The sequence below is a fragment of the Methylobacterium sp. Leaf100 genome, from assembly GCF_001422845.1.
Taxonomy (GTDB): Bacteria; Pseudomonadota; Alphaproteobacteria; order Rhizobiales; family Beijerinckiaceae; genus Methylobacterium.
In genome coordinates, this window is sequence record NZ_LMMW01000002.1 from 68,784 (window position 1) to 86,579 (window position 17,796).

Consider the following 17,796-nt stretch of genomic DNA (forward strand, 5'->3'; position numbering starts at 1 on the left):
GACGGACGGCGCCGGTCAGGCCTCGTCGAAGAAGTCCACCGTGCCGGTGTCGAGGCTGTAGGAGGCGCCGACGATCCGCAGCATGCCGGCCTTCAGGGGATCGAGCAGGGACGGCTCCGAGGCGGAGCGAAGACGGTTCACCACACGGCTCACATTGGCCCGGACGCAGTTCTCGACGTAATCGCCGGGCTTGTCGCGCTGCGACAGGATTGCGGGGACGATGGGCTCGATCATCCGGCCGATGGAGCCCGGATAGACGGTGTTGTTCTTCACCACATCGATGGCGGCCTCGACGGCGCCGCATCGGCTGTGGCCCATCACCAGAACCAGGGGCACGCCGAGCTGCGAGACGCCGTACTCGATGGAGCCGAGGGCGGCGGTGTCGACGCAATTGCCGGCGTTGCGCACGATGAAGAGTTCGCCGAGGCCCCGGCCGAACAGGATCTCGGGCGAGACGCGGGAATCGGAGCAGCTCACCAGCACCACGAACGGGGTCTGGCCGAGCGCGATCTCGATGCGGCGCTCGCGGCCCTGCACGGCGCGCACGGGGCTGTCGGTCTGGTAGGCGCGGTTTCCCTGCTTCAGGGTCTCCAGGGCCTCGTCGGCGCCGAGCGTCGTCTTCTTCGCGGACGGGCTTGCCGCAAGGGCCGGCAGGCTGGTGGCGGCAAAGCACGCGGCGCCAAGGCCGCAGCCGCAGGCGAGCAGGCCGCGGCGGCTGAGCAGGGTGGTCATCGGTTTGGAGCTCCCCTCGTTCCGGTCTCGGGCGAGCCCCGGACGCGCGACGATAAGGAGTATTCGGCACGGTGTCGCCCGGGCCATTCGCGCAGGGCGGTGCCGGGATGAGGCGGCCCGTTCGGACGTACGGGCCGCCTCATCCCGGGGGGCTTGGCCCCACGACGCCGGATCCTTCCCTACGCCGTCCGGCTCGAATCAAGTGTATTCCGGGGCGGAACTCGGGGGACGCGACCCCTCGTCGTCCCACCGCCGGGGACTCCGACGGCGTGTCCGGTCATCGACGTGGCCCGGCCCTCTCAGGCGACGGCCTTGATCGACGAGCCCGAGCGATCCTCCCGGTGCGCAGGCGCGGTGCCGCGATCCCCGTTTCCGGAACGCCCCGGGACCGCACCCGCTTCTTGGCTCATGGCGCTCGCGAGCAGCTGCGCACGCCCGGCCCAGAGGTCGCGCTCCCGCGAGAGCCGGTCCGACTGTTCCTGCTGGAGTGCGATTGCGATGCGCAGGCCGTCGAGTTCGTTGCGCAGGTCCGTCGTCAACTGACGCTCCTGCGCGAGGGCCGTGCGCAGCACCGTGAGGACGGCATCGGGCTTGGCCGCAAAACGATCCCCGTCGTCCGATGCTGCGCGGGCGGCTTTCGCCTCGCCGGCCTTCGTTTCAGCGGCTTGCGCCGTCCCGCCGTCCTGTCTGCGTCCCGCATCCTGCGCGATGGAAGCACCTCGCTCGGTGCGGGCGCCGTCCCTGTTGGAAGCGTCTTCCCTGTTGGAAGCGTCTTCCCTGTTGGAAGCGTCTTCCCGCACGGGAGCGTCTTCCCCGACGGAAGCGTCTTGCTCGATCGAAGATCCGTGCCTGGCCTGCAAGGCTTGGCCGGGTTGCGGCAACTCGGCTCGGACGCGCGCGACGTCCAGCGTCGCCCTGGATCCGGGAGTGGGAAATCTGCCGGTGGCCGCCGATTTCTCGGCTTCCACCGGCTTATCGGCCCCCGCGGGCGTCCCGGAAGCGGCGAGGCTCGCCGGTGGCAGGCCTTCCTCGTCCAGCACCAGTTCGTGCAGCATGGCGAAAACCGCGTCGCCGTCGAGGCGGGTCAGATCGAATCCGCTCGCGGACGCGATTCCCTCCCAACGGGTTTTGCCGAGTGCGGATTGCCCGACGAAGGCCATGGACCAATTGGTGAAGCTGCGATTCTCGGCCGGGCCGCATTGCAGAACCGTCACGTCGCCGTGGCGCGGATCGCACTGGATGCGCTCGAAGGTGGTTTCGACGCCGCGCTGCGGGCCTTCCAACACCTGCGCGAACGCCCCGGCATTGAACATCAGCGCGCCCGTGACGTCGACGCCGGTGTTGTTGCGCTGCGAGGCCGCAAGGATCTGGGAGACCGCCTGCGCGATCTCGGCGTCCGTGCCTTGAAGAAGATTCTTGCTGGCATAGACCAGTCGGTAAAGGTCGCCCATCATGAAAACTCCGAAATCGAAAATAACCGCAATCTCTTATCTGGGGTTGTCGAGCGTGAGGAACTTGAAGACTTCGGAAGCGGAAATGGGCTTGCTGATGAGGTAGCCCTGCACATCGGTGCACCCCTCCGCCCGGATACGCTCCAACTGGTCGGCGGTCTCGACGCCCTCGGCGACGGTGGTCATCCCGAGGCTTCGCCCCAGGCCCGCGATGGCCCGGATGATCGCTTCGCCGTCGCGCTTGCCCGAAAGGTCGCTGACGAAGGACCGATCGATCTTGATCTTGTCGAACGGGAACGAGCGGAGGTAGCTCAGGGACGAGTACCCGGTCCCGAAATCGTCCATCGACACGCGGACGCCGAGTTCGCGCAGGCGATGCAGGGTCTGCAGGGTCTTCTCGCTCTCGTTCAGGAGGACGCCTTCGGTGATCTCCACTTCCAGGCGCGTCGCAGGGAGGCCCGAGGCCGACAGGGCCGACATGACCATCTCGACCAGACGCTCGCTCTTGAACTGCGCCGGCGAGACGTTCACCGCGACGGAGAGCGGGGCGGGCCAGGTCGCCGCGTCGCGGCAGGCCTGACGCATGACCCATTCGCCGATGGGAACGATGAGGCCGATCTCTTCCGCCAAGGGAATGAAGTCGAGGGGCGAGACCATGCCCCGCACGGGGTGCTGCCAGCGGATCAGGGCCTCGCACCCCACGAGACGGTTGCCTTCCAGCTGGAGCTGCGGCTGGTAGTGCAGGTAGAACTCGCGGCGTGCCAGGGCCTGACGCATGTCGAGTTCGAGCTGACGGCGCGCCTGCATGCGCGCATCCATCTCCGGTTCGAAGAAGCGATAGGTGCCCCGCCCGTCGAGCTTGGATCGATAGAGGGCCAGGTCGGCGTTCTTCAGGAGCCGGTCGGCATCCTCGCCGTCGTTCGGCGCGAGGGCGACGCCGACACTGGCGCCGATGGTGAGGAGCTGCCCTTCGACCATGTAGGTCCGGCCGACCAGATCGACGATGCGCCGTGCGAGGATCTGGGTATCGGAAGCTCCGCGAATCCCGGTTTGCAGGATCACGAACTCGTCGCCGCCGATCCGTGCCACGGTGTCCGTGACCCGCACGGTCGAGCGCAGGCGATCGGCGACCTTCTTCAGGAGGGCATCTCCCATGGGGTGGCCGAGGGTATCGTTGATGGGCTTGAACCGGTCGAGATCGATCAGCAGGACTGCGCAGGCCTCCCCGGTCCGCTGCAACCGTCCCAGGGCGTCCTTCAGGCGCTCGCGCAGGAGCAGGCGGTTCGGCAGGCCCGTGAGCAGATCGTGACGGGCCATCTCCTCGGCTTGCGCTTCGGCGGCGCGCCGCGCCGTGACATCCTCGAACGCGACGGCCCAGCGCCCGCCCGCGACGGGGTGCAGGTGCACCTCCAGCAGGTGCCCGCGAAGGGTCACTTCGAACCGGGACGAGTCCGGCTGCACGAAAGAGCGCGGAAGCTGGGCTCGAACCTGGCTCCAGGTATCCCCCGCATGGTCCCGGACGAGGTACAGCACCTGTCGGAGGGACGATCCCACGGAGATCAAGGCCTTCTCGCTCCCGAGCAGGCGCAAGGTCTGGCCCGACGCGAGGACGATGCGTCCGGTCTCGTCGATCAGCAGGAGGCCGTGGCGCATGGCATCCAGGTACGGCAGCAAACCAGCGACGAAGGATGGGACCTCCGTTTGGGAGCCGGAATTGATATTTGTTATGTCTCGGATGGTTGTATCGATCTGATTGCGCAGTGGAGCGGCCATATCAAAGCAATCCGATGCCGGCGCTGAAATCGCCATGGGCGTGTTATCGAACGGTCTGCCTGGGAACAGCTAAATTTCTACTAAGCCGTGGCTACCATGATCGCGTCTGAGCTCGGCCGCACAACGTCGCACCGCGTCGTCTCGGGGGAGCGCCCTCGCCGGTGCTTTGCAAGTCCGGGATCCCGCGTTTCCGAAGTTTCCGGGATCGACGGCCGTTCGTCGCGTCGGGGCCGAGCCGCGGGCGAGACCGCACGCCCCTGCCCAGGGGCGTCGCTCCATCCCCACCCCTGCCTTGTTGCCAAACGTCAAGGGGTGTAAGAGGCCGGTTCAATTCCCCACACCCTGTTCGAGGAAGGAGCCGTCCCCATGGCTCGCGTCACCGTTGAAGACTGCATCGACAAGGTCGAGAACCGGTTCGAGCTCGTGCTGCTCGCGAGCCACCGCGCCCGCCTGCTCGCCGCCGGCGCACCCCTGACCATCGACCGCGACCGCGACAAGAACCCCGTCTGCGCCTTGCGCGAGATCGGCGACGCGACCATCACGGCCGACGACCTCAAGGAACAGCTCATTCACTCGATGCAGAAATACGTCGAGGTCGACGAGCCCGAGGCCGAGACCGTGCCGCTGCTGTCGAGCTCGCCCGCCGCCGCCGCCGTCGCCCCGCAATCCACCAGCGACGACGTGCAGTTCGACCGCATGAGCGAGGAAGATCTTCTGCGCGGCCTCGAGAACCTGGCGCCCCCGACCGAGACGGACGAAGAGGCCGAGTAATCGGTCCACCCGACGGGACGTTTCGAACAACCCGGCCTCGCGGCCGGGTTTTTTGTTGGATGTCCGCGCCCGAAACCCTGCTCGTCGCGCCTTCGCTGCGGCCTGCGACGTTCTAAAACCAACGGGGGGCCGCATTAATGTCCGCCCGCGCGCCTTGGGGGCTGGCGTGGGCGCGTGCGATGCGGGACAAATCCAGGGGGGGCGCCCGCGCGGTGCGGGACTTCGAAGCCGAAAAGGGTCTGTCTCGCGGATGATGCGCCAATACGAGCTTGTCGAGCGGGTCAAGCGCTACAACCCCGCCACGGACGAAGCCCTGCTCAACCGCGCCTACGTCTACGCCATGCGCGCCCACGGCACCCAGAAGCGGGCGTCCGGCGACCCGTTCTTCGCCCATCCCCTCGAAGTCGCCGCGATCCTCACGGATCTGCGCCTCGACGACGCCACCATCGTGGCCGCCGTGCTGCACGACACCGTGGAGGACACCGCCGCCACCCTGGACGAGATCCGCGCGATCTTCAGCCCCGAGATCGGCGCCCTCGTGGACGGCCTGACCAAGCTGAAGCGCCTCGACCTCGTCTCGAAGCGCGCGGCCCAGGGCGAGAACTTCCGCAAGCTCCTCCTGGCGGTGGCGGCCGATGTCCGCGTACTGCTGGTGAAGCTCGCCGACCGCCTGCACAACATGCGCACCCTCCACCACATGCGCGTCGACAAGCGCGAGCGCATCGCCGAGGAGACCCTCGACATCTACGCGCCCCTCGCGGGTCGCATGGGCATGCAGGAGCTGCGCGAGGAACTGGAGGATCTGGCGCTTCGCAACCTCAAGCCGGAGATCTACGCCACCATCGCGCAGCGCCTCTCCGACCTCACGGCGAAGTCCGAGCGCCTGGTCGAGAGCATCGAGCAGGACCTCACCGCGCGGCTGGCCGCCCAGGGCATCACCGCCGCCGTGACGGGACGGCAGAAGCGCCCCTACTCGATCTCGGCCAAGATGGAGCGCAAATCCGTCGCCTTCGAGCAATTGTCGGACATCTTCGGATTTCGCGTCATCGTCGAGTCCCTGGCCGATTGCTACGGGGCCCTCGGCGTCGTCCACACCACCTGGCCGATGGTGCCGGGGCGCTACAAGGACTACATTTCGACCCCGAAGCAGAACGATTACCGCTCGATCCACACCACGGTGATCGGTCCGAAGAGCCAGCGCGTCGAGCTGCAGATCCGCACCGCCGCCATGGACGAGATCGCCGAGTACGGCATCGCCGCCCACGCCCTCTACAAGGAGGGGGCGGCCCGGGACGACGCGGGCGGCGTCCATCCGCGGCTCGCCACCGAGAGCGGCGCCTACCAGTGGCTGCGCCGCACCATCGAACTCCTGGCCGAGGGCGACAGCCCGGAGGAGTTTTTGGAGCACACCAAGCTCGAGCTGTTCCAGGACCAGGTGTTCTGCTTCACCCCGAAGGGCCGGCTCATCGCCCTGCCGCGCGGGGCGACGCCCATCGACTTCGCCTACGCCGTGCATACGGACGTGGGCAACTCGGCGGTGGGCGCCAAGATCAACGGCCGCATGGCGCCGCTCCTGCACGAACTCGTCAACGGCGACGAGGTCGAGATCGCCCGGGCCGACGGGCAATCGCCCCCGGCCGCCTGGGAATCCCTTGTGGTGACCGGCAAGGCTCGCGCGGCCATCCGCCGGGCGACGCGCTCGGCCGTGCGGCGTCAATATGCCGGCCTCGGCCGCCAGATCCTCGACCGGGCCTTCGAGCGGGCGGCGAAGAGCTTCTCCGAGGACAAGCTGCGCGGCGCCCTGCCGCGCCTCGCCCGCCTCTCGACGGAGGACGTGTTCGCGGCCGTGGGCCGGGGCGAGATGTTCTCGGGCGACGTGGTGCGGGCGGTCTATCCCGACCACAAGGACGAGCGCCGCACCGCGCCCTCCCCCCTGCAGCAGCCCGTCGCCGGCGGGGCCGGACGCCTCAGCCTCTCGAAGGACCAGACCATGCGTCTGACCTTCCCGGAGGGACCGTCCGAGGCCGGGCGCCCCGACGCGATCCCCATCCGGGGCCTCGACACCGACCTGCCCGTGAGCTTCGCGCCCAATGGCGGCGCCGTGCCGGGCGACCGCATCGTTGGCATCCTCACCCCCGGGATCGGGGTGACCATCTACCCGATCCAGTCGGCGGCCCTGGCCGCCTTCGACAACGAGCCCGACCGTTGGCTCGACGTGCGCTGGGACGTGGAGGCCGGCGCCAGCGAACGTTTCCCGGCGCGCCTCGCCCTCCAATCCATCAACGAGCCGGGCGTGCTCGCCTCCATTGCCCAGGTCATCGCCGACCACGACGGCAACATCGACAACCTCTCGATGAAGCGCAAAACCCAGGACTTCACCGAGATCGTCATCGATCTGGCGGTGTGGGACCTGAAGCACCTCAACGCCATCGTGGCGGAGCTGCGCGGCAAGCGCACGGTGGCGCGGGTGGACCGGGTGAACGGCTGAGCCTACATACGCCCGCAATCCCGAACCGACCGGAGCCGAGATCATGACCCCTGAGCAGGTGCTCGCCGAATTCCGAGACGCGAACGCCCTCCTCGACGGGCATTTCGTCCTCAGTTCCGGCCTGCATTCCGGGGTGTTCCTGCAGAAGATGGCGATCTTCTCCGATCCGGTCCGCACCGCGCGCCTGTGCAAGGCCCTGGCGGCGAAGATCACCGAGCGGTTCGGCCCCGTCGACATCGTGGTCTCGCCCGCCATCGGCGGCATCGTGCCGGGCTACGAGACCGCCCGGCACCTCGGCGCCCGCGCGATCTTCGTGGAGCGCGACCCCGGCGGGCCCTTCACCCTGCGGCGCGGCTTCAGCATCCCGGCGGGGATGCGGGCCGTCATCGTCGAGGACATCGTCACCACCGGGCTCTCGGCGCGCGAGTGCCTCGCCTCCCTTGGCGGCGAGGCCGGCGAGATCGTGGGCGCGGCCTGCCTCATCGACCGCTCGGGCGGGCGCGGCGAGATCGGCTTGCCGCTGGTCACCCTCGTCACCCTCGACATCCCGGCCTATCCGGCGGATGCCCTGCCGCCCGAACTCGCCGCCCTGCCGGCGGTCAAGCCCGGCAGCCGGGTCTCACCGAAACCGTGAGAGGCATACGGCGCCGCGCCTCCGGAACTTGCGTCGGGGCCGGCCACTTGTCCGCGTATCGGCCCCAAATCTGGGTCGTCGACATCACCCAAGCAGGCGCGCCAAGCTGGTGCGCCAAGCGATCGACAATTACATCTTCTACATCTTCTGGAAACGCATTGAAACCAGGCCGGGTAATTTCATAAAAAGCCAGTGCCATTATGCTTGAGCTTGACAAAATTCTTATTAACCTGCATTAGTGATCTAGATTGTTTCGGCGCTCGTTTTTGAAGCACGGTCGTTTGTCGAGCTCGCCGATTTGAAGTCAGGTCTTCCGAGGCCGATGCGTACAATTAAACTATCAGATCTTTTGGGTATCGGAGCGCTCAAGGCCGCTACGACCTAAATGCTTATCAGAAAATGGATCATTACATGAGCGCACAGCAGCGCAGCGCCCTCTTCATTGACGGGGCCAACCTCTATGCCGCTACCAAAGCGCTTGGGTTCGATATCGATTACCGGCGTCTGTTGAAGGAATTCCAGGCGCGCGACAATCTCATTCGAGCATTCTACTATACCGCCATGGTCGAGGATCAGGAGTATTCTTCGATCCGCCCGCTGATCGATTGGCTCGACTACAACGGCTACCGGGTCGTGACCAAACCCGCCAAGGAGTTCACGGATTCCGCCGGGCGGCGCAAGATCAAGGGCAACATGGACATCGAGCTCGCCATCGATGCCCTCGAACTCGCCCCCCGCATCGACCATATGGTGCTGTTCTCCGGCGACGGCGATTTCCGCTCCCTCGTCGAGGCGATGCAGCGCAAGGGCGTGCGCGTGACCGTCGTCTCCACGATCCAGACCCAGCCCGCCATGGTGGCCGACGACCTGCGCCGGCAGGCCGACGAGTTCCTCGACCTTGTCCAGCTCATCCCCCGGGTCGGGCGCGATCCGGGCGAGCGGACCATGCGGTCCGCCCCGGACGCCCGCGGCCCCGGCGACACCGCGACCCGCTCGCGCGGCGAGACCCCCGAGCGCTCGGCCCGCCCGAGCCTCGGTCTCGAGACCCGCTACGGCATCCGCCAGGGCGAGGACAATCCGGAGGGTTAGTCCGCCCGCTCGGGCGACGATGCCCCCGCGTCGAGCCAGGCGATCACCTGCGCAGCGCTGCGGTCGGGCGGGAAGACCGGGTAGAACACCTTCGTTACCCGGCCCGCGTCGAGCACCAGGGTGAGGCGACGCAGGAGCGTAAGGCCGCTGGCCGTGAAGGTCGGCAGGCGCATGGCCCGCACGAGAGCGCCGTGCGGATCGGCGAGCAGGCTGAACGGCAGGTGCAGGCGCCCGGCCACTTCGCGCTGGTAGGCGCTCGTCTGCGTCGAGAGCCCGTGCACGTGCGACACGCCGCGCCGGATCAGGTCGGCGTGGTGGTCGCGAAAGTCGCAGGCCTGATGCGTGCAGCCGCGCGCGCCCGGAATCGCGTCCCACTCGGGCACGAGGTTGGGTTGGCCGGGCTCCCTCGTGCGCGGATAGGCATAGATCACCGCACGGCCCGGCAGGCGGCTCAGGGACACCCGCGTTCCGTCCGTCGCCTTGAGGGACACGTCGGGCGCGATCAGGCCTTCGAGGTGGCGCGCGGCGCCGTCATCCTCCGGCACGGGCAGGTCGGCGGGCAGGGACGCGTAGTCGGGGGTCATGACGGCGATCCGGCGGTTGGGGCGGCGTCAGGCTATCCATGCTCCACCCCGGCGGACAAGGTTTCAAAAAATCAGCCGCGGTCGCGCATGATCCGGGCGCGATCGCGCTCCCAATCGCGCTGCTTCGTCGCCTCGCGCTTGTCGTGGAGCTTCTTGCCGCGCCCGAGGCCGAGCTCGATCTTCGCCCGGCCGCGCTCGTTGAAGTAGATCTTCAGCGGCACCACGGTGAAGCCGTCGCGCTGCGTGGCGCCGATGAGCTTGTTGATCTGCTTGCGGTGCAGCAGCAGCCGGCGCGGGCGCTTGGTCTCGTGGTTGAAGCGGTTCGCCTCGACGTATTCCGGGATGTAGGCGTTGAACAGCATCAGGTCGGAGCCCGACGGCCCGGCATAGGCCTCGCCGATGGTCGCCTTGCCCTTGCGCAGGGATTTGACCTCGGTGCCCGTCAGCGCGAGCCCGGCCTCGATGGTGTCGGTGATCTCGTAATGATAGCGGGCGGCGCGGTTGTCGGCGACGACGCGGCGATCGGGATCGGGTTTGGGTGCCATCACATCGTCGGTTCAGGCCGGCCGCCGGAATGCGGCCGGGCCGAGGGATATGGTCTGTCGCGTGCGGTTTCGCCAGCGGTTTCAGCCGTCCAGGAGTCCGGCATGGCGCAGGGCGGCATCGATCGCCGCCTTGCTCTCCTCGCTCACGGGCAGGAGCGGCAGGCGCAGATCCTCGCGCATGTGCCCGAGGCGGGACAGGGCGTACTTCGCCGGCGCCGGGTTCGGCTCGATGAACATGGCCGTGTGCAGGGGCATCAGGATGTCCTGCAGCTGGAGCGCCTTGGCGTAGTCGCCGGAAAGCGTGGCTTCCTGCAGGTCGGCACACAGGCGTGGGGCGACGTTCGACACCACCGAGATGCAGCCGCAGCCGCCCTGGGCGTTGAAGCCCAGGGCCGTCGCGTCCTCGCCGGAGAGCTGGACGAAGTCCGGCCCGATGGCCTGGCGCTGGAGGCTGACCCGGTCGAGCCTGGCCGTCGCGTCCTTCACCCCGACGATGTTCGTCAGCTCGGCAAGGCGTGCCATCGTCTCGACGCTCATGTCGACGATGGAGCGGCCGGGAATGTTGTAGAGGATGATCGGGATGCCGATGGCGTCGTTGACGGCCTTGAAGTGGGCGTAGAGCCCGGCCTGGGACGGCTTGTTGTAGTAGGGCGTCACCACCAGAACCGCATCGGCGCCGGCCTTCTCGGCATGGCGCGCGCGCTCGACCGCCTCGGCGGTGGAGTTCGAGCCGGCGCCCGCGATCACGGGCACGCGCCCGGCGGCCTCGGCGATGCAGATCTCGACCACGCAATCGTGTTCGGCCGGAGTCACCGTCGGGGTCTCCCCCGTGGTGCCGACGGGCACGAGGCCGTGGATGCCCTGCGCGATCTGCCAGTTCACGAAGGCACGGAACGCGGCCTCGTCGAAGGCGCCGTCCCGGAACGGCGTCACGAGGGCGGTCATCGCGCCCTTCAGGCGCCGGGTGGTCGTGCTGGTCATCCTGGCGTTCCCGGCCCTTGGGGCTCGTCATGCGCCGGGGCCAGGACCGGCCCCGTATCAGGCGGGGAGACATAAGGCCTCGGCCGCACGGGCGCAAACGCTGCTTTGACGGGGTTAATGCCTTCTTAACGCCCTTTGGATGAGCTTGAAGGAGGCCCGCTCCCGCAGGGATTCGTAAGATCCATGGTGTTCCGGACGTGTTCGCATCGCGCCGCCCTGGCCCTCTTCCTGGGCGGCACCGCCCTGGCCGGGACGGCCTTCGTCGGTTCGACCCTGCCCCGCCCCCTCGGCTCCGGCGTGCTCGCGGCGGGATCGGACGCGCTGCCGGCGAGTGACGCCGCCGCCCCGTCGAGCGCCCTGACCGATACCAAGACCCTCGATCCCGTGGCGGCCGATGCCCTGAAGGTCGAGGCGCGGACCGCCGAGACCCCACCGGCCGACACCGCCCCGCCCGGGGCCCGGACGGGTCTGCCCGCCACGGTGAAGGCCTACGCCTCGGCCGACCCCGAGGCCGGCATCGCCTTCCCCTTGCCCGACGCCGCCGTCTCGCCCGCGGCTCCGGTGCCCGAGCTGCCCGATCCGGTCCGCGCCGCCCGCATCGCCCCCGACATCGACGTGCCGGCCCTGCGCCAGGCCATCGACGCCTACCGCAAGGGGCGCGTCGGGGACGGCGACCGCCTGCGCGACGGGTTCAAGGACCCGGCCGCCCGCGCGCTCCTCGAATGGGTCGCGATCCGGGCCGGCGCCGGGATCGGGTTCGAGCGCACCATCGCGTTCACCCGCGCCAACCCGGACTGGCCGGCGGGGCCGCTGCTGCGTCGGCGCGCCGAGGAGGCCCTGCTCATCGAGCGCAAGGGACCGGCCATCGTGCGTGCCTATTTCGCGGCCTCCAAGCCCGCGAGCGCGCCGGGCCGGTTCGCCCTGGCGCTGGCGTTCCGGGCCGAGAACCTCGATGCCGACGCCGCCGCCCTGGTGCGCGAGCTGTGGCGCTCGGACACCTTCGGGCGCAGCCTCGAAGCCAAGGTGATGGACGCCTTTCCGGGCGTGCTCACCCGCATCGACCACCGCTTCCGCATGGAGCGCGCCCTCCTCAAGGAGGATTACGAGACCGCCGGCCGCGCCGCCGCGCTCGCGGGCGGGAGCTATGCCAGTCTGGTGCGGGCCCGCCGCGCCGTGGAGGACAAGAGTTCGGGCGCGCCCGGTGCCCTCAACGCGGTGCCGCCGTCCCTGCGCAACGACTCGTCCTACATCCTGTCGCGGGCGCAGCACCTGCGCCGCACCGACAAGTATGCCGAGGCGGCCGCCCTGCTCTCCGTCGCGCCGACGAACCCGGACGTCCTCGTCGACGGCGACGAGTGGTGGGTGGAGCGCCGGATCGTCGCCCGCAAGCTCGTCGATCTCGGCGACGCCCGCACCGCCTACATCGTCGCCGGTCGCCACAGCGCCCGCACGGTGGAGAAGCGCATCGAGGCCGAGTTCCATGCCGGCTGGATCGCCCTGCGCTTCCTCGACGACGCGGGAACCGCCGCCCGTCATTTCGACGCCGCCGCCGCCATCGCCGAGACGCCGATCTCGCAGGCCCGCGCCGCCTACTGGCAGGGCCGCGCCGCCGAGGCCGAGGGGCGGACCGACGTGGCGAAGGCCGCCTACGAGCGCGCCGCCCTTCAGCCCATCGCCTATTACGGCCAGCTCGCCCGGGCGAAGCTCGGCCGCGCCAACCTGTCGCTCCGCTCGATTCCCGAGCTCGACGCACCCGCGCAGGCGGCCTTCTCGGACCGGCTCTACGTCCGGGCCCTGCGCATGCTGGAGGCGGCCTCCCTGAAGGATCTGGCCCTGCCGCTCTACATCGACGCGGCGACGAAGCTCTCCGATCCGGCCGAACTCGATGCCCTCGGCAACATCGCGGCGGATGTCCGCAACGCCCGGGCGCTCGTGGCCATCGGCAAGATCGCCGTGCAGCGCGGTCTGCCGCTGGACGCCCACGCCTACCCGACCATCGGCATCCCGGCCTACGAGGCCTCCGCCGCCGTGCCCCTGGTCGAGAAGGCCATGGTCTTCGCCATCGCCCGGCAGGAGAGCCAGTTCGACCCCCTGGCCCAGTCGAGCGTCGGCGCGCGCGGCCTGATGCAGATGATGCCGGCCACGGCCCAGCGCACGGCCCGCCGGGTCAGCGCCGCCTTCGACCAGGACCGGCTCACCAGCGATCCGGCCTACAACGCCCGCCTCGGCCACGCCCATCTCGGCGAGCTCATGGACGATTGGCGCGGCTCCTACATCCTCGCCTTCGCCTCCTACAATGCCGGCGGCGGCAACGTGAAGAAGTGGATCGACGCCTACGGCGATCCGCGCAAGGCGGGCGTCGACCCCATCGACTGGGTCGAGCGCATCCCCTTCACGGAGACGCGCAACTACGTCCAGCGGGTGATGGAGAACCTGCAGATCTACCGCACCCGCCTCGATACCAAGAGCGCGCTCCTCATCGACGGGGATCTGCAGCGCGGCGCGCGCTGAGGGACAGGTCAGGCCGCCTGTCGCCCGAGCGAGACGGCGCCCACGGCCGCACCCGCGAGGTAGGCCGCGAGGATCAGAGCACCGACCTCGACCCAGAGGCCGGCGCGGCCCGGAACGAGCCCGGCGAGGCTGAGCCCGCCCGCGACGGCCGCCGCGAGCACCAGGGCGAGGGTCCCCGCCAGGGTCGACCCCGTGCGCGGCAGGCCGGCGAAGCGGCCCACCACCGCGCCGAGGAGGAAGCCGAGCACCAGGGCCGGGCCGATCAGCGTCAGCAGGGGGATCACGCGAGACTCCTCATGGACGCAGGGCCAGGCCGATGCCCTCGGCGGGCAGGCGGCTTTGCGCGGCGGGATCGGCGGCGACCCGGTCCGGCGGGAGGCCGGCCTGGAGCAGATACTCGACGAGGGCAAGGGCGCGCTGCCGCGGCAGGTCCGGCTCGGGCTCGGACGGGATGTCCGCTTTGGCGGACGGCTTCTCGGGAGGCGTCTTGGTGGCGGCCTTGGCACTCGCGCCGGTGGCGGGCTTCGCCTTGGTGTCGGCCTTGGCGGTCGCCTTGGCGTCCTTCGGGGGCTCGACGGAGGCCGTGCTGTCCACGGCGGTCTCGACGGCCGGCTTCGGGGCCGGCGGGGCGCCCGCCGGGTCCGTGTGGCCGGTGACCGCGATGCGGCCCGTGGGGCAGGCCTTGGCCCAGGCCGCCACCGAATCGAGGAGGGGATAGAACGCCGCCGTCAGGATGGCGCTGCCGGGCACGAACGTCAGGGCCCGGCCCGGATCGAGGGCGGTGAACCGCGTCGCACAGGCCTTCGTGTCGGGGGCGGTACCCACGCCCGGCACCGCGATGGCCGCACTGCCCTGCCACCCGGCGGGCAGCGCGCGGGGCAGATCCGATTCGATGCGGCGCGCGCTCTCGGCGTAGAGGCTGTCGCCCGTGAGCGTGAGGGCGCGGTCGGCGATGCGGATCTCGCCGCGCGCCAGCACCGCCAGGGTGGCGATGCCCTGATCGAGGGCGCCCGTCAGGCCCTCGGGGGCGCCGTCGGCGAGGCGGCTCCGGTCGACGATCCGCTCGCGGAAGAACTTTGGACGCAGGGCCGCGAGGATGCGCTCGCGGGTTGCCGCGTCCGGCAGGTGGCCGCCCAGGGTCACGCTGTCGGCCTCGCGCCGGAGCTGGACGCGGTAGGGCTTGAGCGGCCGGGTCTCCAGGCGCACCGGCCCGGCCGCGACGCCGGAAGGGCGCCCGTCGCGCAGCAGGGCCGCGATCTCTTCCACCGCCTGCCCGTCGAGGGCGACGCCCGTGACCGACACCGCGCCGCGCGCGAAGGCGACGCCGCCCTCCTGCAGCAAGGCGACGAGGCGCAGGGCGAAGGCGGCGAAGCCGGCGGGATCGATGGCGGGATCGAGGCCGCGTGCCGTGCGGGTCTCGTCGAGGATGCCGGCGCCCTCGGCGATCTCCGTGGCGCGGGCCCGCAGGCTGGCGCGGGCGGCCTCGGAGACCACGTGGCCCGTGAGGGTGATGGCGCCGCCCGGCGCGCGGGCGAGGCCGAAGGCGAAGTCCGGAACGTTGGCCGGCAGGATCTCGATGGTGCCGAGGGTGAACCCCGTGGGCGGCGTCGCGAGGGACGAGCGCAGGCGCGCCTCGTCCTCCGTCGAGATCGCCTCCCCCCGAACCGACAGGCGCGTGTCGGACAGTTCGGCCCGGGCGCCGGGCTGCAGGGCCTTGAGTGCCGAGATCGCTTCCGCGGCGGCCTGCGCGAACTCGGCCGGCGCGCCGTAGGCCGCACGGGCGTCGTCGTCGAGGCGCGTGCACGGCGCGAGGGACGGGGTCAGACGGTCGGCCAGGGCAAGGGGGCCGATCTCGGCCGGGCGGTTCCCCGTGAGCGCGATGCGGTCCGGCCCCGTGCGCGTGGCCGTCCACACGAAGGGAGCGGCGGTCTCGACGAGCCCGAGACTGCCCTCGATCCGGCGCAGGCCCGGCAGGGCGGCGAGGCGGGCCAGGGTGGTGTCGCGGGACACCGCGTCGGGCGCTTCGCCGAACACCACGAGGTCGCGGCCCCGCGCCGTGGCACGCAGCCACGGCTCGGTGCCCGCCCGCGCCGTCTCGCGCACGATCGCGGCGGCCTCCGCGTCGAGGCGCGCCTCCAGGGGCGGCGTCACCAGGGGCACGGCGACGCCGAGGATCACGGCGACGCCGGGCAGGCCGACGAGCCAGCCCGTGCGACGGATCAGGGCGGAAAGAGAGGCGGACACGTTCGATCCCGGTGGAAGGCGGCGTTTCGCGAAGCGGCGCTTGGCGAAGTGGCGCTTGGCGAAGCCAACCCAATCATACGGTTTTCACGGCATCATGAAGGCCGTCACGCGTCGCGCAGCATCTCCAGTTCGAGCCAGCGGTCCTCGGCCTGGCCGAGCTGGGTCTCGGCCTCGCTCAGCAGACCCGAGGCCTTGGCGAAGCGCGCCGGGTCGCGGGCGTAGAGAAGCGGGTCGGCCAGCACCGCACGCAGCTTGCCGATGTCGGATTCGAGCTTCTTGATCCGCTCCGGCAGGGTCTTCAGCTCGTGCTGGTCCTTGAAGTTGAGCTTGCCCTTGGGGGGGGCGGCCTCCGCCTTGGCGGCCTCCTGCGCCTTGCCGCGCTCGCGCTGCTCGGCCCGGCCCGCCCGCGTGGTCGAGGCGACGGTGCGGGCCTGCACGCCCTCGCCGCGCTGGGCGATCATGTCGGTGTAGCCGCCCGCATACTCGATCCAGGCGCCCTCGCCCTCGCTGACGAGGACGCTGCCCACGACCCGGTCGAGGAAGTCGCGGTCGTGGCTGACCAGGATCAGGGTGCCGGAATAGTCGGTGAGCATCTCCTGCAGGAGGTCGAGGGTCTCGAGATCGAGGTCGTTTGTCGGCTCGTCGAGGACCAGCAGGTTGGCGGGCTGGGCGAGTGCCCTGGCGATGAGGAGGCGGTTGCGCTCGCCGCCCGACAGCACGCTCACGGGGGTGCGGGCCTGCTCGGGCGCGAACAGGAAGTCCTTCATGTAGCCGATGACGTGGCGGCTCACCCCGCCGACGGTGACCGAATCGCCGCTGCCGCCGGTGAGCACCTCGGTCACGGTCATCGACGGTTCCAGGACCGCGCGGGTCTGGTCGAGGAGCATCATCTTGAGGTTGGTACCGAGCGCGATGGTCCCGGAATCCGGGGGTTGCTGGCCGGTGAGCAGGTTGATCAGCGTGGTCTTGCCGGCGCCGTTGGGGCCGACGATGCCGAGGCGGTCGCCGCGCATCACCCGGATCGACAGGTCGGCGACGATGGTGCGCTCCCCGTAGGATTTCGCCGCGCCCTTGGCCTCAACCACGAGGGCGCCCGACGGGTCGGCCTCCGTCGAGCTCATGGTGGCGGTGCCGACGGGGCGGCGGTCCTCGCGCCGGTCCTTGCGGAGCTGATGAAGGTTGCCGAGGCGCCGGACGTTGCGCTTGCGCCGGGCCGTGACGCCGTAGCGCAGCCAATGCTCTTCGTCGGCGATCTTGCGCTCGAGCTTGTGCCGGTCGCGCTCCTCCTCCTCGAAGAACGCGTCGCGCCACGCCTCGAAGGTGGTGAATCCCTGCTCGATCCGCCGGGTGGTGCCGCGATCGAGCCAGACCGTGGTCTTCGACAGGGCCGAGAGGAAGCGCCGGTCGTGGCTGATGAGGATGAGCGCGCCGCGCACGCTCTTCAGTTCGGCTTCCAGCCACTCGATGGCCGGCAGGTCGAGGTGGTTGGTCGGCTCGTCGAGGAGCAGAATGTCGGGCTCGGGCGCCAGGGCCTGGGCGAGGGCCACGCGCCGGCCCTCGCCGCCGGACAGGCGCGACGGGTCCTCCTCCCCGGTCATGCCGAGGCTCTCCAGCAGATAGCGGGCGCGGTAGGCCTCGTCGCCGTGGGTGAGCCCGGCTTCTACGAAGTCGAGGGTGGTGGTGAACCCTGAGAAGTCCGGCTCCTGGGCCAGATACCGGATGGTGGTGCCGGGCTGGACGAAGCGTAACCCCTTGTCGGGCTCCACCAATCCGGCGGCGATCTTCATCAGGGTCGACTTGCCCGAGCCGTTGCGGCCGACGAGGCAGGTACGCTCGCCCGGCGAGATCGCGAGCTCGGCCCGTTCGATGAGGGGCGTGCCGCCGAAGGTGAGGGCGACGTCTTGGAGGGTGAGAAGCGGGGGAGCGGCCATGGCCGGGCTTATGGCAGTGCCGGCGCCCGTGAACAAATGGTTCGGGGCGCCGGACGCGGAAA

Annotated in this window: 14 protein-coding genes; 5 read left to right on the top strand and 9 right to left on the bottom strand. The window is 69.9% G+C overall.

Annotated elements, in window-relative coordinates; all coding sequences use genetic code 11:
* Positions 1-15 precede the first annotated feature (15 nt).
* The 3 genes from ASF25_RS03355 to ASF25_RS03365 form a co-directional block, all read right to left on the bottom strand.
* A complete protein-coding gene (locus ASF25_RS03355; RefSeq protein WP_056303254.1) occupies positions 16-732 on the bottom strand; it encodes a carbonic anhydrase in 717 nt (238 codons plus the stop codon).
* A 299-nt stretch (positions 733-1,031) separates the two neighbouring features.
* Complete coding sequence (locus tag ASF25_RS21740; RefSeq protein ID WP_082502459.1) at positions 1,032-2,186, bottom strand: BLUF domain-containing protein; 1,155 nt, start codon at positions 2,184-2,186, stop codon at positions 1,032-1,034.
* A gap of 33 nt (positions 2,187-2,219) precedes the next feature.
* A complete protein-coding gene (locus ASF25_RS03365) occupies positions 2,220-3,836 on the bottom strand; it encodes an EAL domain-containing protein (RefSeq protein WP_244472881.1) in 1,617 nt (538 codons plus the stop codon).
* Positions 3,837-4,322: 486 nt separating this feature from the next.
* On the opposite strand from ASF25_RS03365, the gene rpoZ reads away from it, so the two are divergent.
* The 4 genes from rpoZ to ASF25_RS03385 all read left to right on the top strand — a co-directional run bounded on the left by rpoZ (position 4,323) and on the right by ASF25_RS03385 (position 8,938).
* Positions 4,323-4,727: a DNA-directed RNA polymerase subunit omega gene (gene rpoZ / locus ASF25_RS03370; protein ID WP_056092390.1), complete on the top strand. Its 405-nt coding sequence runs from the start codon at positions 4,323-4,325 to the stop codon at positions 4,725-4,727.
* 250 nt (positions 4,728-4,977) lie between these two features.
* Positions 4,978-7,215 (top strand): bifunctional (p)ppGpp synthetase/guanosine-3',5'-bis(diphosphate) 3'-pyrophosphohydrolase, encoded by a 2,238-nt coding sequence (locus ASF25_RS03375; protein ID WP_056261919.1) that lies wholly within the window; start codon positions 4,978-4,980, stop codon positions 7,213-7,215.
* A 43-nt stretch (positions 7,216-7,258) separates the two neighbouring features.
* The gene (gene pyrE / locus ASF25_RS03380; RefSeq protein ID WP_056303258.1) at positions 7,259-7,849 is read left to right on the top strand and encodes an orotate phosphoribosyltransferase; all 591 of its coding nucleotides are present in this window, start codon (positions 7,259-7,261) and stop codon (positions 7,847-7,849) included.
* 411 nt (positions 7,850-8,260) lie between these two features.
* Positions 8,261-8,938 carry an NYN domain-containing protein gene (locus ASF25_RS03385; RefSeq protein WP_056262215.1) on the top strand — a complete coding sequence of 226 codons (678 nt, stop codon included), beginning with the start codon at positions 8,261-8,263 and terminating at the stop codon, positions 8,936-8,938.
* Here the strand turns inward: ASF25_RS03385 and ASF25_RS03390 are convergent.
* The 3 genes from ASF25_RS03390 to dapA all read right to left on the bottom strand — a co-directional run bounded on the left by ASF25_RS03390 (position 8,935) and on the right by dapA (position 11,048).
* Positions 8,935-9,522 (bottom strand): peroxiredoxin, encoded by a 588-nt coding sequence (locus tag ASF25_RS03390; RefSeq protein ID WP_056303260.1) that lies wholly within the window; start codon positions 9,520-9,522, stop codon positions 8,935-8,937. The two genes, ASF25_RS03385 and ASF25_RS03390, sit on opposite strands and share 4 nt — an antisense overlap.
* A 71-nt stretch (positions 9,523-9,593) precedes the next feature.
* Positions 9,594-10,067, bottom strand: coding sequence for an SsrA-binding protein SmpB (gene smpB / locus ASF25_RS03395; RefSeq protein ID WP_056092401.1), 474 nt, complete (start codon positions 10,065-10,067; stop codon positions 9,594-9,596).
* 81 nt (positions 10,068-10,148) lie between these two features.
* Positions 10,149-11,048 carry a 4-hydroxy-tetrahydrodipicolinate synthase gene (gene dapA, locus ASF25_RS03400; RefSeq protein ID WP_056303263.1) on the bottom strand — a complete coding sequence of 300 codons (900 nt, stop codon included), beginning with the start codon at positions 11,046-11,048 and terminating at the stop codon, positions 10,149-10,151.
* Positions 11,049-11,231: 183 nt separating this feature from the next.
* Between dapA and ASF25_RS03405 the strand changes: the two genes are divergently transcribed.
* Positions 11,232-13,559 carry a lytic transglycosylase domain-containing protein gene (locus ASF25_RS03405; protein ID WP_056303265.1) on the top strand — a complete coding sequence of 776 codons (2,328 nt, stop codon included), beginning with the start codon at positions 11,232-11,234 and terminating at the stop codon, positions 13,557-13,559.
* 8 nt (positions 13,560-13,567) lie between these two features.
* Here the strand turns inward: ASF25_RS03405 and ASF25_RS03410 are convergent, their stop codons facing one another.
* The 3 genes from ASF25_RS03410 to ASF25_RS03420 form a co-directional block, all read right to left on the bottom strand.
* Positions 13,568-13,843, bottom strand: coding sequence for a hypothetical protein (locus ASF25_RS03410; RefSeq protein ID WP_056303267.1), 276 nt, complete (start codon positions 13,841-13,843; stop codon positions 13,568-13,570).
* A 10-nt stretch (positions 13,844-13,853) separates the two neighbouring features.
* The gene (locus tag ASF25_RS03415) at positions 13,854-15,803 is read right to left on the bottom strand and encodes a hypothetical protein (protein ID WP_082502460.1); all 1,950 of its coding nucleotides are present in this window, start codon (positions 15,801-15,803) and stop codon (positions 13,854-13,856) included.
* Between the two features lie 104 nt (positions 15,804-15,907).
* Positions 15,908-17,734 carry an ATP-binding cassette domain-containing protein gene (locus ASF25_RS03420; protein ID WP_056303324.1) on the bottom strand — a complete coding sequence of 609 codons (1,827 nt, stop codon included), beginning with the start codon at positions 17,732-17,734 and terminating at the stop codon, positions 15,908-15,910.
* Positions 17,735-17,796: the final 62 nt, after the last annotated feature.